This is a genomic window from Methanofollis sp., assembly GCF_028702905.1.
Lineage (GTDB): Archaea > Halobacteriota > Methanomicrobia > Methanomicrobiales > Methanofollaceae > Methanofollis.
The window spans coordinates 20029-34248 of the sequence record NZ_JAQVNX010000016.1 but is presented as its reverse complement, the minus strand read 5'-3'; the positions used below and the strand labels follow the sequence as shown (position 1 = coordinate 34248).

At 52.7% G+C, this 14220-nt stretch carries 10 protein-coding genes and 1 pseudogene; 4 read left to right on the top strand and 7 right to left on the bottom strand.

All coding sequences use genetic code 11. From position 1 onward, the window contains the following. Window positions 1-207: 207 nt before the first annotated feature. The 3 genes from PHP59_RS03580 (at window position 208) to PHP59_RS03570 (ending at window position 2303) form a co-directional block, all read left to right on the top strand. Window positions 208-1053: an alpha/beta fold hydrolase gene (locus PHP59_RS03580; protein ID WP_300163716.1), complete on the top strand. Its 846-nt coding sequence runs from the start codon at window positions 208-210 to the stop codon at window positions 1051-1053. Between the two features lie 313 nt (window positions 1054-1366). After that, the gene (locus tag PHP59_RS03575) at window positions 1367-1918 is read left to right on the top strand and encodes a hypothetical protein (RefSeq protein ID WP_300163713.1); all 552 of its coding nucleotides are present in this window, start codon (window positions 1367-1369) and stop codon (window positions 1916-1918) included. Between the two features lie 13 nt (window positions 1919-1931). After that, window positions 1932-2303, top strand: a complete 372-nt coding sequence (locus tag PHP59_RS03570) for a hypothetical protein (RefSeq protein ID WP_300163710.1) — start codon at window positions 1932-1934, stop codon at window positions 2301-2303. 115 nt (window positions 2304-2418) lie between these two features. Here PHP59_RS03570 and PHP59_RS03565 read toward each other — a convergent pair whose 3' ends face one another. The 6 genes and pseudogenes from PHP59_RS03565 to PHP59_RS03540 all read right to left on the bottom strand — a co-directional run bounded on the left by PHP59_RS03565 (window position 2419) and on the right by PHP59_RS03540 (window position 12157). After that, the gene (locus PHP59_RS03565) at window positions 2419-2991 is read right to left on the bottom strand and encodes a TIGR00725 family protein (protein WP_300163707.1); all 573 of its coding nucleotides are present in this window, start codon (window positions 2989-2991) and stop codon (window positions 2419-2421) included. Further along, a complete protein-coding gene (locus PHP59_RS03560) occupies window positions 2988-3662 on the bottom strand; it encodes a hypothetical protein (protein ID WP_300163704.1) in 675 nt (224 codons plus the stop codon). Before PHP59_RS03560 ends, PHP59_RS03565 begins: the two co-directional genes overlap by 4 nt. Continuing rightward, on the bottom strand, window positions 3659-8869 hold the full coding sequence (locus tag PHP59_RS03555; protein WP_300163701.1) for a glycosyltransferase: 5211 nt from the start codon (window positions 8867-8869) through the stop codon (window positions 3659-3661). The genes PHP59_RS03560 and PHP59_RS03555 overlap by 4 nt, the downstream gene beginning before the upstream one ends. Before the next feature lie 17 nt (window positions 8870-8886). Beyond that, window positions 8887-9861 carry a hypothetical protein gene (locus PHP59_RS03550; RefSeq protein ID WP_300163698.1) on the bottom strand — a complete coding sequence of 325 codons (975 nt, stop codon included), beginning with the start codon at window positions 9859-9861 and terminating at the stop codon, window positions 8887-8889. Between the two features lie 167 nt (window positions 9862-10028). Beyond that, window positions 10029-10226, bottom strand: a pseudogene (locus PHP59_RS03545) (M3 family metallopeptidase); the annotation flags it as partial. A gap of 143 nt (window positions 10227-10369) precedes the next feature. Next, on the bottom strand, window positions 10370-12157 hold the full coding sequence (locus PHP59_RS03540; protein ID WP_300163695.1) for a C69 family dipeptidase: 1788 nt from the start codon (window positions 12155-12157) through the stop codon (window positions 10370-10372). Window positions 12158-12326: 169 nt separating this feature from the next. Between PHP59_RS03540 and PHP59_RS03535 the strand changes: the two genes are divergently transcribed. Further along, window positions 12327-13163 carry a cache domain-containing protein gene (locus tag PHP59_RS03535; protein WP_300163692.1) on the top strand — a complete coding sequence of 279 codons (837 nt, stop codon included), beginning with the start codon at window positions 12327-12329 and terminating at the stop codon, window positions 13161-13163. Window positions 13164-13295: 132 nt separating this feature from the next. Here PHP59_RS03535 and PHP59_RS03530 read toward each other — a convergent pair whose 3' ends face one another. Next, window positions 13296-14156, bottom strand: coding sequence for a cupin domain-containing protein (locus tag PHP59_RS03530; RefSeq protein WP_300163689.1), 861 nt, complete (start codon window positions 14154-14156; stop codon window positions 13296-13298). Window positions 14157-14220: the final 64 nt, after the last annotated feature.

Genomic DNA, 14220 nt, shown 5'->3' with positions numbered 1-14220 from the left:
GATGCGACAGGGTCGTCGCCAAGGTCGGTGAACTCCTCTCTCCAGTCCCAGTATTCGGACGCTCGGATCGTGCTGCCCATATGCGGGGGAGTAGGGGCCATGTCATATATCTTTTCCTGGAGGGGACCGACCGCCGGAGATAAACCAAAGGCTGATGGTGTTTCAAGGAGAAGGGAGATATCGACCTCCGGAAGGTGAGATCGTTTCGTGCAGAGAGGAAGATGTCCGGCCGTACTGGTCCATGGATGGCGGAGCCATCCCGGCGTCTGGAAACGCCTGATACCGCAGCTCGAAGAGGCGGCGATACCGTACCGGGTCTTCGACCACAGCGAGATGGGCGACGCCGCACCCGGCGAGATCGCCGCGGCGTTCAGGGACTACCTTGCCCTGGCGCGGGATGAGACCGGCTATGCCGGACCTGTCGATATGGTCTGCCACTCCATGGGGACCTGCATCGCCCGGTACCTCCTGGAGGTGATCGACGGCGGGCGGCGGGAGGAGCGGGTCAGGCAGTTGATCGGCCTCGGGCCGCCGAACAACGGGTCTTCCATGGCCGAGCTCTTCAACGACCCCGAGTACGGCCCGGAGGTCATCGACCGCCTCGCGGGTGTCTTCGTGCCCCGCGACTACGACCCCGCAGACGACGTCATCGTGCAGGAGTTCCGCCCCGGCAGCAGGACCATTGCCGCGCTGCAGGGCGCGAGGGCCCGCGACGACATCGCCTATCGGCTGGTCCTTGCCGCAAACCTCACGGCCACGCCCGCGTTCTTCCCCTGCTTCCAGGGAAAGACCTGGACCTTCGGCCCTGACGGGGAGTGGCGGACGACCTATGCCGGCGACGGCATCGTGCCGCACACCGATTCGTACCTGCCGGGCGCGGGCCTGGACATCCTCCCGGCAGACCCGTCGGGCCTGCAAGAGCGGCCCGAGCAGTACTGCCACATCGGCCTGCCCCGGAACCCCGAGGTGATGGCGAGGGTGATGGAGTACCTCCAGGACCCGGCGACGCAGCCGCAGGGTGTGTGCCCGGAGAGGGAGGGGGGGCCGGAATGATCCCGGCTTTCCTGAAGATCCGCGAAAAATGACCCCCGCCAGATGCCACTCCTGCCGGAAACGGTGCATGCGGCAAAGATAGAGGATGAAATTTAAAATAAAATCAACAGGCACATTAAGTGCGGCGGCATTCTTTCATCAGAGGAGATCCATGCCGTCGGTCAAAAGATGCCCCTCCTGTGATATTTATTTTGACGAAAGCCTGCCTGCATGCCCGTTCTGCGGGGCCCCAAACGACTCCTGGCCGGAAGGGGCGGCTTCATCACACCAATCCCCGCCGCCATCGCGCAATGCCGCGATCACATCACCAGACGTGAAAAAACTCCGCAACCCCTGGGTCGCCGCCCTCTGCAGTCTCTTATGGATCGGGTGGGGGCAGTGGTATAATGGGAGGACGAATGACGGCCTCTTCTATCTCGGGGCATATATGGTCTCGGCGGTCCTCGCCACCTTCCTCGTCGTGCCTCTCTTTCTCGTCTCATTCTGGGCATCTGTGTTGCTGATACTGCTCTCCACCCTGGTGGTGCTCGGGATCTTTGGACATTCTATATACGATGCTTACAGGACGGCGGACAGGATCAACCGCGGCGAAGCGGCATTCACCAGAAAAAGCAGGTTGTTCTGGGTGCCGGCCTCGGTGTATGTTCTTGTCATAGTCATGATCGCGGCGATCCTGCTCATCGGGCCGGTGCCTCCTGCAGAAGGGCACGCCGACGCCATCCCGGAGACACCTGTGCCCACAACGGCGACCACTCCTGCCGCGCCCGACACCCAGAGAACAGAGTTCTTCGACCTCTTCTTAACCAAAGAGGATCTCCCCGCAGATTATGCCCCGCCCAGATACAAGTTAGATACCCGAGTCTGAACTCTCTCCGACCATGAGAGCGTTCGGGGCCGATGTCGGATTTGTGGAATTTTTTTCAGAAGACCCGGCACCAAAGCCGGGGGACCTTGTCATCTCGCAGAAACTCATCACCTTCCCCGAAGGAAATGCCACGAAGATGGTCGACTCCGACTATGAGACCTACTCCATCGGACGAAACGAAGTGCTCGACCCGCCCGCCATCGGGGAGAACTCCGCGGCATTCAAACTGATCGGACGGGACCGGAATGCGACCGAGGACCACATTCACTACGTGATCACCTTCTCGCAATACGATATCTATGAGATGTTCGTGACCGTCGGGCCTGATCCCGATTATGAACTGCTCAAGGACCTCGCCGTGAAGGCCGCGGCAAAGATCCCGTGAGGGGGTCGGACTAGGAATAAAACAGATCAAAGAGACTTTGTAGTATTGATCAAGAGAGTTCCCTACAAAGCCCAAATACTGGTTTTATTCCGATGAATGTGATGTTGAAATCAGTTTATCTGGCAATCCGTTCCCTGATCACTTTATGCCTCTTATCATACATTGGCAATAATTTAAGCACATTTAATGCTTCAATCTCTGTGTTAACACCATAGACTCGATCTTCAGCGATCTCAGGATACCTTTTACGGGAATCGATCTTCTGATCCGCGAGTTTTCCGCTCCATCCTTCAACACGATATCCAATAATCAAACGCTTTAGAGCCCAGGCATTTGCCATCTCAGAAAGTGTGCCTGCACCTCCGCCTATTGCAATTACCGCGTCTGCATTTGAAACTATAATATTCCGGCCAATGTCCAGACCAGTAGGTATACAAATATCGACGTACTGGTTTGCTTCACATGGATCATTGCCTGGAATAATACCTATTGTATCACCAGACCTATAATGGGATGAATTTCTTGCCCCTTTTGAGGCTGCCTCCATAACTCCACCAAGTCCACCGGTAATCAATTGAAATCCATTATCAATCAGACAACAACCAAGTTTTTCCGCCAGAATATATTTTTCTGAGTTCTCAGGCAGATTTGCATCACCTATCACTGCAATCATCTTTCGATCAGTCATGAAATTCTACGCTCCGTCTTGAATGTGTTTTTCGCATCAACAAATGATATTTCAGCAATGTTCGTATCCGCTGAAATGACGATTCCGTTGAGGAATTCGATTGACTTTACATTTTCACCAAATAAACTGTAAATTAGGGGAAAGAGAGTAATGTCATGAGCAACGATGATCAATAATTCGCCCCTGCCCAGTCCCGGATAATGCAATACATTCCTCAAAGTCTCATCAGTATATTCATACGGGTTCCGAAGGGTATTTCCTGGAATTTTCTCATCCAACCATTTTATGATGAGATTTGACCACCCGAATGTGTTTCTTACCTTTACCAGATTATCGAGATTTACGACCGGACTTGTTATTGTCGGTTCGCATCCGAGAATCCTTGCCTGACTTTCAGAGCAATATCCATCAAAAATTGACTGAGCCGTCATCTCCGCTCTTTTCGCTATGGTATGACCAAGGAGAAGCCTCTTTACAGAGGGGATTTGATTCATTGCTTCACCAAATTCTCTGGCCATTACAATGCCCTCCTCAGTAATTCCGACAGAATCACGAAGCTCGTCAGGAATCCCATTAAACGATTCTCTCTTTGAATGCCGAATAAGTGCGATTGTCCGACGATTTTTTGGTGCATCTTTGATGAGATTAAGTACATAATCGCCGGGCTTCATCCCATATCGCCCCTTAAGATGCAGGTATCTCTGTTCAGGGGATTTTTCTCGACAATTTTAGCAATCATATCTTCCCGGCGGATCCTGGTTGCCGGGTCTTTATTCCCCGTGGGTTCGTAGAAGTACAGAATATTATTGACATAGACCGGATGTCTTGCCATCTCAACCATGGGAATCATAAAAGCCCAGTCTTCGGCAAAGGGAATCCAACCGGTATCAATTTTGAAATAGGATTCCGGGATAGCATCAAAGAGATATTTTCTGAATGTTCTCAGATGCTGCCAGACATTGCCGCCCCGTGCATTACGGACATCTTCGAATATTGCTGGATAATCACATGATTTATCCGTTCGTATCATGGACCCTACGGTCAAATCTGCCCCCTGTTGATACTTTTCCCTGAGGCACTCAATGACATCAGTCCCGATGAGGGCATCGTCCATATCCAATGTGATAATGATACTGTCCGGATTTGAGCAGATATCCCGAATAGCAATTACATTGTTTTCAAGAGACGTCAGGGGGGAAAAATTGAAGAATGCACGGCCCCTCTCCCCCCATGTGGGTAAAAGGACTTCTTTGATATATTCGGGAACTGGATTCAAGGATCCTGCATCGATGAAGACCAGGCCAAAGCTGGAGTCTGTTTGCCGATCTACCGAATCCATACATCGTCGCAATTTTGAAATGGGAACATCTTTTCCACGGATGATGAATACATATTCATTACTGAGAGAACCGGCCCAGTCATTCATTGTTCCTCTGAGATCAACGGAATTATTCTGGATCTCTGGAATCTTCTTTTGTTCCGCAGACCTGAGCACAGTGAACCAAAAATTACTATTAGTTTTTGTAGTGTTGGGAACATGGATGAAAAATGTTCGCCGGTCTCCCCCACGATAGGACTGCCATTCTGATTGAGCAAGTTTGGTATCGAGAGCACGATGCCAGGCAAGTTGAAGTGCGCCTGATTCATCCGCATCATTTGGGAGAGGAAGTGACGATAGAATTCGAGCCCTCGATATCAGCCCACATCGCACTTCAGTTCGCCATTTTTCCCCCTGACTATCCCGTGTGTATGGTTCATCATCAGATTTTGCGATATTGAATGAAACTGTAAGGGCATTTGGATCGGACTGGAAAATGCTGACCATATCTCCCAGATAATCATGGTCACGGTCCATTCGTGCGATGATGCAGTCGCTATCCATGTGGAGAATATAATCTCCCTGACACTGTTCAAACCCGAAAAGCGCCATAAAGGTCGGTTGACCATTCCGACTACGGGGGTTCGCTGAAGAAACATTAAACCATCTTATGTTGGTGTCTTCAATGATTAGGGGATCTTCAGGTGCGGTCACCACCTTATCAATTATTCCTTCAGCGACGAGACGGTCAAGTTTCCTGTTGAAATCCATCAGGTTTGCCTGAGAATATTGGCGTGCGAATGGGCCCGTATAGTTATCCGTGACCACGATTTTCTCTAAAAAGGTCTGAGGTCCTTCCAACTGACGAACAATGTGCCGGATTTGAAGATCGATTGTCTCCCATTCCATCGCACCCGCACGGATGAGAAGTGATACTTTGTTGTTTTCTGGGATATTGAGAGGTTTTAACTTCAGGATGATGAAATCACTGGACGGACAGAGGTTTTGAATGTCCAATGTTTTGACTTCTTCAACTCTCGATATCTCAAAGGCATGCTGGTGGAAAAGGTGTTTGTACCATGAGAACGGCCTGTGGCATTCATACCGAATCTTGCCGGTTTCCTTCATTTTTTTATGGTAACAAAATTGTCTTTGATATGTCGGATCCTCCGGGAGGTCCAGCTTGATATGGGTTTCAGATTCCGAAACAGATGATGAAAATGGATTGCAAAGAGCAACAATTACTTCACCGTCATCTGAAACCAGCTTACGGATATTTTCCATGACCTCCTTTACTTCTGTGTTATCGCTGATTGTACAGAGAACCAGACTACAGACCACAGTGTCAAACGTCTCCCCACGCAATAGAAGGTGTGTCAATTCGTTGGGATCGACATAATGAGCTTTTACAGGGTTGGTATAATTCTTACGAAGAACCGAAAGATCCGGATCATACGCAAACACACTATATCCCCTGTCTGCTAGTCTTTCTGCAATTGATCCCCTTCCACATCCATAATCAAAAATCCTTGTTGGATGTCCTTCAGTAACCAATTGAACTATTTTTTCGTTAATGAGATCATTTTTTGTTTTTTTCTTCGTAGCTTCGAAAAAATAATTAAAACCGTAGAGTTCAGGCAGGTCAGGGTCAAAGAGAGCGGTCGACATCAGTTCTGATATATCTTTTCGGAAATACCAGCGGTACGTTAGATATGCCCTTCTGCACATCTGAAGGAATTCGTTTTCATTGTACGGAACAATCGAATCTCCGATATCTACCAATTTAAGCGTATCACCATTGACAATCAGGTTCTTTGGGTGAAAATTTGTAAATGCGATGCCGGATTCTTTACATTCATTCAGAATTGCGAATATATCCTGAAGGTGACCACCTGAATATTCTTTATCGCCTTCATAGGACATGACAAAGATAAGTTCTCCATTTTCCTCAATAATATCGGTAAGAGAACTCAAATGGGGAAGAGAACTGCTGTTTAATACCTTTTTCCGGAGAATTTCAAGGCGGGCTTCCTGAAAATTCGCCAGACCCGCATAGAAATATTTGTACGCGTTTTTGCCATCAGTGAATACAGCCCCTTCATGACCATGCCCTATGTTCCGCAGGGGCATCGGTATGTCATGATATCTTTTCCGAAGGATTCTTTCTGTGACCTGTTTTGCATATCTGATATGTTCCGGATAAATTTCCTGAGAAAGGTTGTGGCGATAGGTTTTCACATGTTCTTTGAAATGGCTCAGAAACAGATTCAGATCAGTACGGTTCCATGACGTCCCCTCATGATATGTCTTCCAGATATTTTCAGGAGAGTAGAGTTGTTTCAGTGATTTCAGGAATGAATGCAACTCATCAATTCCCTGAATGTCACAAAAGACTTCTGACTCCAACATATTCTCAATTGAAACGATTAAACCTCGAATGCGGGAGGCATTCATTACAAACTGGGAAAGTCTCCTATTCAGATGATACCGGAACAGTGATGAGATCATTTCCATGCCGTTATCATCTATTGAGAGTCTGATCCGGCGGGGAACGGAACCAGTTTCCCGAATTTTTCTCTCATAGTACTGATCCATCGCACGGATGAAGGCACTGCCGTAAAAATCTGCAAGAAGTGTGCCAAAATCGTGTACCCGTGTTGTTTCAGATGTTCTTTCCTGCCGGACGGCAAGAGGGAATAAACCTACTCTGGCTGCCTTGATGCGATTATTGAGGATACACCAGAACGTGTCCCCGCGGCGGGCATTCAGTTGTCCAATCCGGGGGGAAAGGTTGGGAAATTCACGAAGACACTCCAGATTGAAAACAATGGTATTCCCTCCCCGAGGGATAATGGACGGGGATGGTACAGGCAATTTGCTACAGGTAGAATGATGGTGAGTTATAACCGGACGGGAGATATTTTTTCCAAAACCGATTTCAGGGATCTTCTGGATAAGATCATCAATTGTCGGTATTTCCATCAGTGATTCTCGAAAAGGCAATTCAAGGTGTGCGGTGTGTTCACCCGAATAGTCATAGTAATAATCCGGAAATTTCTCAGATAATTTATCAGTCTGGTGAATCGGCTCGATTTGAGTATTTTTTTGCCCTGAATATTCAGAGACTATTACCTGTTCCCTGCGTTTCAATTCTGATAGAATATCGAGAAGTTGAACTCGAAGAGTACTATGCACTGGTAGCGGTGCGTCGCCGGTTATTTTTCCGACGGCGATGCTAATGCCCTGCCTTTTCAGTTCCACTATTGTGTCCTGAACTTCGGAATAGGATAATTTGACAATATTGTGCTCATTCGTGAGATATTCAAGCCTTATGTCATCGTCCAACACCCAGACAACAGAACCAGGTATTTTTTTCGCCTCTTTGTAAAGATGGTGATGAAGGACAGTCCTTCCTGAAGAAATGCCCTTCCGTTGTTCTTTATCCTGCAGATATGATCCGAATACGCCTGCATCACATTCTTCATCGATGGTTTTTCTGCTGATCAGCGTGCAGTTCAGCGATTGATACTGTTCGCGACCAACCAACTGTTTAAGAACTTCGGTTGATGGTGTGTTGTCACAGATTACAACCTTTCGAATAGCCGGAGAATCCCCAAAAAAAGCATGAAGATCGTCAAGGAGACTTTCAGCGGATGTCATCCGTGTTGCAATGAAACCAACGACCAAAGGAACTGCTGATTCTGTTTGATAACAACGTGGTTTGTCTTGATGTATCGATTTGGCTCCATCAGGTATTCCAACGGAATGAATCTCACATCCAAACAACTTCAGGGCACGATGCCTGAATGCATCCCGTTCCCGAGAGTTCATGCGCGGAGCATATTTGTTGTAGAATTCTGTTAAACCCTGAATTTTACGGGGGGAATGTGGTTCAGAAAGCCGGTTTGTATTGGGAAGAGCCCAGTGATGTACCAGATGTTTTTGAATATACCCAACCTTGCACGAACTCAGATCGAGTATTCGAATACATACATCTCTGTCTGTCGTACTTTCCAGATTTTCGTCAAAACCCCCTGCCTCAAGAAGTGTCGAGAACCTGACAAAAAGATTTGAACCCTGAACATGGGGATTTCCAACAAAAAAATCACTGACACTAAGAGAATCTGGGACAGACAATCGCATCCCTTCATCATCCTGCTTTTCATGACGGATAAGGCCCGATATAACAACGTCCAGGTTTTCTGATTCGGCTTTTTCGAGGCAGAGGGAGAGATACTCCGGTTCCCACTCATCGTCGTCGTCAAGAATGGCGCAGTATGTAGATTCAGGGATGTAATTATCTTCAATAAGAGTTTGAAGTCCTGTGTTTATTGCCCCTGAGAGATTTTTTGTCCTCTGATTTTTTATCAACCGTATTTGTGGAAATATCAGGGCAATCTCATGAATGATTCGATCTGTTGCTTTCTCGTGTTCGGAATCACAATCACTGACAACAAAAATCGTATCCGGCTGAGTTGTCTGACAGATAATCGAATGAAGCGCATTTTTCAGGGAGTTCGGGCGGTTTTTTGTGGCAATAAGTACAGCAAGTTGCGTCATAATTTTCTCTTGCCCCCTTAGCAGATCCGCTTCTCAGTCGATTGTGAGACGGCAGTTTTCACATCGAGGCAAAACCCCTTGTTCAGGAGAGTGTTATTTACAGTCTCTGCTGCTCTGAGGAGGACCGTATTGTGTGAGGCATTGATCAGTTCCCGGGTGTCTTTCGGGACGCACTTCCCTCCATATGGACCCAGGCCAGGTCGCAAATGTTCCTGAGACTGTACGCGTCTGTCGGCATGGATTACACTCATTACCCGGTTTGGATCGGCTCCGTGGTCCTGAGAAATCTGTTCAATTTCATTTGTGAAGCTAACGAGGAGGGCAATTCTTGCATTATGAGCAAGTTTTCCAATTTCTGCTTCGATATGAGACATCCGTAAAACAGGCACAGTATCATTGAGTCCGTCTACCCAGGTGAATAACTCCAGCACAGTATCGATATCCTGATCGTCTCCGCTTACAACGATTCTGTCGGGGTTGACAAACCAGGTGAAGTTGCTTTTTTCGCGTAAAAATTCCGGCATATAAACGATTCGCAGACGTGGGAAACGTCTCACCGCTGAATCTGTATATCCAACGCCAACAGTGCTTTTTATCACGCAAATGCCGGAATACCTACTTTCATTGAGCCTGGACAAAACATTATCAACTGCTGAACAGTCAAGGCGACTATCAATGCCTTCTGGCGTCGAAACGGTGATAATAGCCACCTCTGTTTCCAGAATGTCACTCCATGAACCGCTACCTTTTATGTCTTTTATGTCATAACCGGTGGTGCGAGGGTAGTAGAAACGTAGTGCGTGTTTAACAGCAGAACCAACTGCTCCAAGGCCAACAATACCGACCTTGAAATTAACGTCTTGTTGATTGCTCATTTTATTGACTCCAATCGTGCTTAGAGCCAATAACAAAATGGATCGGCAAACATCACCGTTTGCGGTGTATCTTTCGATGGGATCACCATCCAGGATACTATGGAACAAATGCTCCACGCATAACATCCATCGATGCTATTGACTGATTTTCAATATGGGGGCAACCCCATATAATATTTTTGGTTTTGTGGCGGGTCTGGTTCTAGAAACCTTTCTTTTTCACGGTGTGAAAAAGGGTATCATGTAATCCATAATTGTGAATGATTTTGGTATTTCATGAATTTTTACGCCCTTGGTTTATTTATCCCGAGGTGCCGGTACAGCGCCTCGGGCCCCGGTTCTCTCCCCAGGAAATTCTCCAGGAGCATCATACCGTCCCCCATAGTGCCCCTCGACAGGACCTCGTCCCTGAATCTCATGCCGAGAGTCCGGTTGGTCATCCCGTTCTCCCTGAACTCGTCGACGATATCGAGTGCATAGCCCTTCGACCAGAGAGAATGAAGGGCGCGAGTGGTGGGAAGACGCTCAGTTGGTTCTCACCCAGAACGTACGCCGCACTCCCGGCCGGAACCCGCGTCTCCTCCCTCGACACTCCTGAACAGAAACCTCGCAGAGAAAAAAAGGGTCAGATCCTCTCCAGGACCTGGTCGATAGAGACGTTTTTGGGGAACCACACACTCTCGCCGGTGTAGTTCAGGCCGGGCGCGGCGCGGAGGCGCTCGAGGTCGTAGACCCTCGGGCCGTACTGGTATCCTGCCTCCTCGTACCACCAGGCCGGATATCCGGGTTCGTCGACGTCCTCCGTCGCCGGGTCGGTGATGAGGCCGTTCGAGTACTTCACGACGAGCATCGCCGAGAGGTCCTGCCACTCGTCGATGATCTCGTCGCCCCTCTGCACGGTGACATTGGTGAGGAGGAGGCGGGCGCCGGCCTCGTCGCCCGCGGCGATCATCCCTGCCGCCTCTGCGTCGGTCTCCCCGACGAGCCTCATCGACCCGGCTTCGAGTCTGGCCTGTTCTGCCCGGATGTCCTCGATCATCGCGTCATAGCGGAGCATCGCCCAGTTGGTCACGAAATCGAATGTCCAGTAGGCGGCGTCGGGGTCGTACTCCGTCCGCGTCCCGGTCGTGTAGGACGTCGAGACGTCCTCGGAACCGGCGTAGATCGGGGCGTACACCGTCTCGTAGGCCACGGCAGGGCCGAACCAGAGGACGCCGCCGACAGGGTCGGGGAGGCCGGACCGCGCCTCCGCGACATAACTGTAACTGCAGAAGACCGCCGAGACAGGCCGCGGGTTCGCGCCCGGCCGCACCTCGATGGAGGTGTCGTTCTGGAAATTGGTGTGGGCGTCCGCGGGGCCGAGGTACCTGTACGGGTTCCCGAAGGGCCCGGCGGCGACGCCGGCGGTCAGGTCGAAGTCCGTGCCCTCATAGTGGTCGCGGAAGAGGGAGAGGGCGGTCGTGTGGTTGACGGGCGTGTCGGGCACGACCGTGAAGGGCAGGGCCGTCGTGTACGAGTCCTCGACATAGGGGCTCAGCTTCAGCGAGGGCGCAAGCCTGTTCTGGATGCTCCAGACCCTCATCAGGGAGTAGTAGGGGTGGGAGTATTCGCCGTAACTCGTCGCCTCCAGCCAGTCGAAGGCGCCCTCAGAGGGAGATCGGAGGCCGTACTTCTCGGCGACCGAGAAGAGGTCGGGGGTGTACAGCATGTCCGGGTCGCCCGCCGTGACATTCCTGACCCTGAACTCGTTCCCGGCCACGAAGACCTCGCCGTCCGGTATCTTCTCCGCGACCCAGAGGCCGCCTGTGCCTGCCGGACTGGAGCACATCTCGATGACCCACGCCTCCGTCGGGTCGGCGAAGATGAGGGTCTCGCCTGTCCCGTAATAGCCGTAGGCGTCGATGAGGCTGCCGACGAGTTCGACCGCGTCCCGTGCGGTCGTGCAGCGTTCAAGCGCCACGTTCGAGAGTTCGGACGAGTAGAAGATCCTCTTCCCCTCCTCGGCGTTGAGTTCGACCTTCGCATATTCGGTGCACTCGGCGCTGAGGAGCTGGTGCTCGTTCATCATGGCGTAGGAGGCGGTGTAATACGCGTAGGTGTGCGGCACCTGCTCGATGGAGTCGAGGACCAGGCGCGACGTGTTCCCCGCCTTCTTGCCGGCGGCGTCGGAACCGCTGTTCGGGTCGAAGTAGACGGGCCTCGTCTCTCCCGGCGCATGGTCGGCCGCCGGGACATAGGTCAGGGTGATGTCGTCGATATTTCTCCAGTCAGGACCGACACCGTCGTTGGTGTGGCCGACATACATGGTGCCGTCCCCGGAGGCGCCCGGCGTGACCGCGAAGATGGTGCACGCCGAGACAGGTGCACATGCAAGAAGGACCAGCAGGACCGGAAAGATTCCCGTACATTTCATACGGAGAAGTGGGGATAGAGGAAATAAAAGAATCGGTATTGTGGCGTCCGCCCCTCCGGATCGTCTCGGACCGGATCGGAGACGCTTTCCTGCCTTTTTTCCCCATATATCATTTCTCCGGGCGTGATGAGGCGTCGATTTCTTGTCCTCCTCTGTCGATAGGGGATCCATGGAATCTCATGCATGGGCGATCGCTCTCGTCCTGGCGGCGGCCTCCCTTCTCTGTGCCGGCTGCACGGCCCCGGCGGAGAGCGGCGCCTCTGACGACGCCGCCCGCCTGGAGATGCTCTCCCTCCTCGGCGGGATGCAGGGGGCGGTCACCGGAAACCTGACGGCAATCGACAGGGCGGCGGCGGAGACGGCCGCGGGCCTCGGGAGCACCGGGCTTTCTGGGCCGCAGGCTGAGGCGCTCCTCGACGGTGCGCTGGCGGCCGATCCGTCCGTCTCCACGGCGATCGTGGTCGCGCGCAACGGCACGGTCACCGCCGCCAGGCCCGCGGGCACAGGACTGGTCGGGAGCAACCTGGGGGAGCAGGCGGTCGTGCGGGAGGTGTTCGACCGGAAGGCGCCGGTGATGTCAGACCTCTTCCCCCTTGCAGAGGGCGGGTACGCGGCGACGATCGAGTATCCCGTCTTCTCGCCGGACGAGACGGTGATCGGCATGGTGAGCGTCGCCTTCCTGCCCGACCGTCTCGTCGGCGGGCACGCGGAGGCCGCCGTCAAAGGGACGCCCTATGCCGTGATGGTCGCCCAGTCGGACGGTCGTGTGCTCTACGACGCGGACCCCGAAGAGATCGGGAAGGAGACGCTCAACGAATCCCTGTGTGCGGACTTCCCGGAGGTCCTCGAGACCGCACGATCGTTTTCCGGGAACTGGTCGGGGCATGCGGCCTACTCCTTCTATGACACCGGCTTTGGAGGGGTCGTCAGGAAGGAGGCGTACTGGACGAGTGTCGGCCTGCACGGTACGGAGTGGCGCCTGGTCGTCATCCGCCCCCTCTCCTGAGGGCGGCGCCGCCGGGTACCAGGAAGGACGTGAAGGGGGTCTGGCCCGGCCATAGGATCACTTTTTTCCAAGACTCCCTCTCAGGAGAAAAAGGCCGGTGTGGCCATTCAATAAAAATAATGGAGGCGGATGTCACTCCACCATCGCGGTCCTCTCCGGCGTCCATGCCGGGTCGACGAAGCTGAGGATCGTCGAGTTCGACGCCGCGACATTCCGGTACCCCTTCACCTGGTCGGGCGGGACGTACGCGGCACTCCCGGCAGGGACACGTACCGCTCGGCCATCGGGCGTGAAGACCTCGACCTCGCCGCTGATAACAAAGATCACCTCGGACGATCCGTTGAGCCGGTTGTAGCCGATCGCCCCGCCGGGCAGGAGTTCGGCATAGGCGACGCTGTAGTCGATGGGAAGGGCCGTATCCGTCATGAGCACCGGGTTTGCCAGGGTGTAGATCATCATGTCCGAGCCCATGTCCCACTCGATCCCGGCCCTGGGGTCGGGGATGACGGCAGGCACGCCGTCTGTCGTCCCCGTAAGGGCCGTCAGGTCGTCTCCCAAGACCTCGATCGCCGCGGTGAAGGGCGGCTGGACCGCGTTGACGTAGCGGAGGTCGGTCGTCCCGACAGAGGCGATCGACTGGAGCACTCCTGCGGGCAGGAGGACGGTCTCGCCTTCGCGGGCTGTCACGGTGCGGTTGTCGCACCTGATCTCGGCCTCGCCGCCGATCAGATAGACGAACTCGGTGCTCCCGATCAGCCTGTGCGGGGGCGTCGCGTTGCCCGGCGGGATGGTGACCACGCCCATGCTGTAGTTCGCCGGGATATCTGGAGTCTCGTTGCCGATGATCCCGACGTAGGTGCCCTGGCCGTCGAAGAGGGCGAAACCCGCCGGCGGCGTGATCAGACGGACGGTCTCCTCCTGCTGGGGGGGCGCCGAGAGGCAGCCGGCAGAGAGGAGGATGCAGATGAACAGAAGAGAAGCGATCCTGTGCATGAGGAGAGAATCGACCTGAAAAAATAAATGCGATTCTCCCGGGCAATACCCATAAGTATCGTGC

What these genes read in the sequence shown, in the direction of transcription:
- PHP59_RS03570 (WP_300163710.1), top strand. Translation starts at nt 1,932, where the DNA reads ATGAGAGCGTTCGGGGCCGATGTCGGATTTGTGGAATTTTTTTCAGAA.
- PHP59_RS03565 (WP_300163707.1), bottom strand. Translation starts at nt 2,991, where the DNA reads ATGACTGATCGAAAGATGATTGCAGTGATAGGTGATGCAAATCTGCCT.
- PHP59_RS03560 (WP_300163704.1), bottom strand. Translation starts at nt 3,662, where the DNA reads ATGAAGCCCGGCGATTATGTACTTAATCTCATCAAAGATGCACCAAAA.
- PHP59_RS03555 (WP_300163701.1), bottom strand. Translation starts at nt 8,869, where the DNA reads ATGACGCAACTTGCTGTACTTATTGCCACAAAAAACCGCCCGAACTCC.
- PHP59_RS03540 (WP_300163695.1), bottom strand. Translation starts at nt 12,157, where the DNA reads ATGAAATGTACGGGAATCTTTCCGGTCCTGCTGGTCCTTCTTGCATGT.
- PHP59_RS03535 (WP_300163692.1), top strand. Translation starts at nt 12,327, where the DNA reads ATGGAATCTCATGCATGGGCGATCGCTCTCGTCCTGGCGGCGGCCTCC.
- PHP59_RS03530 (WP_300163689.1), bottom strand. Translation starts at nt 14,156, where the DNA reads ATGCACAGGATCGCTTCTCTTCTGTTCATCTGCATCCTCCTCTCTGCC.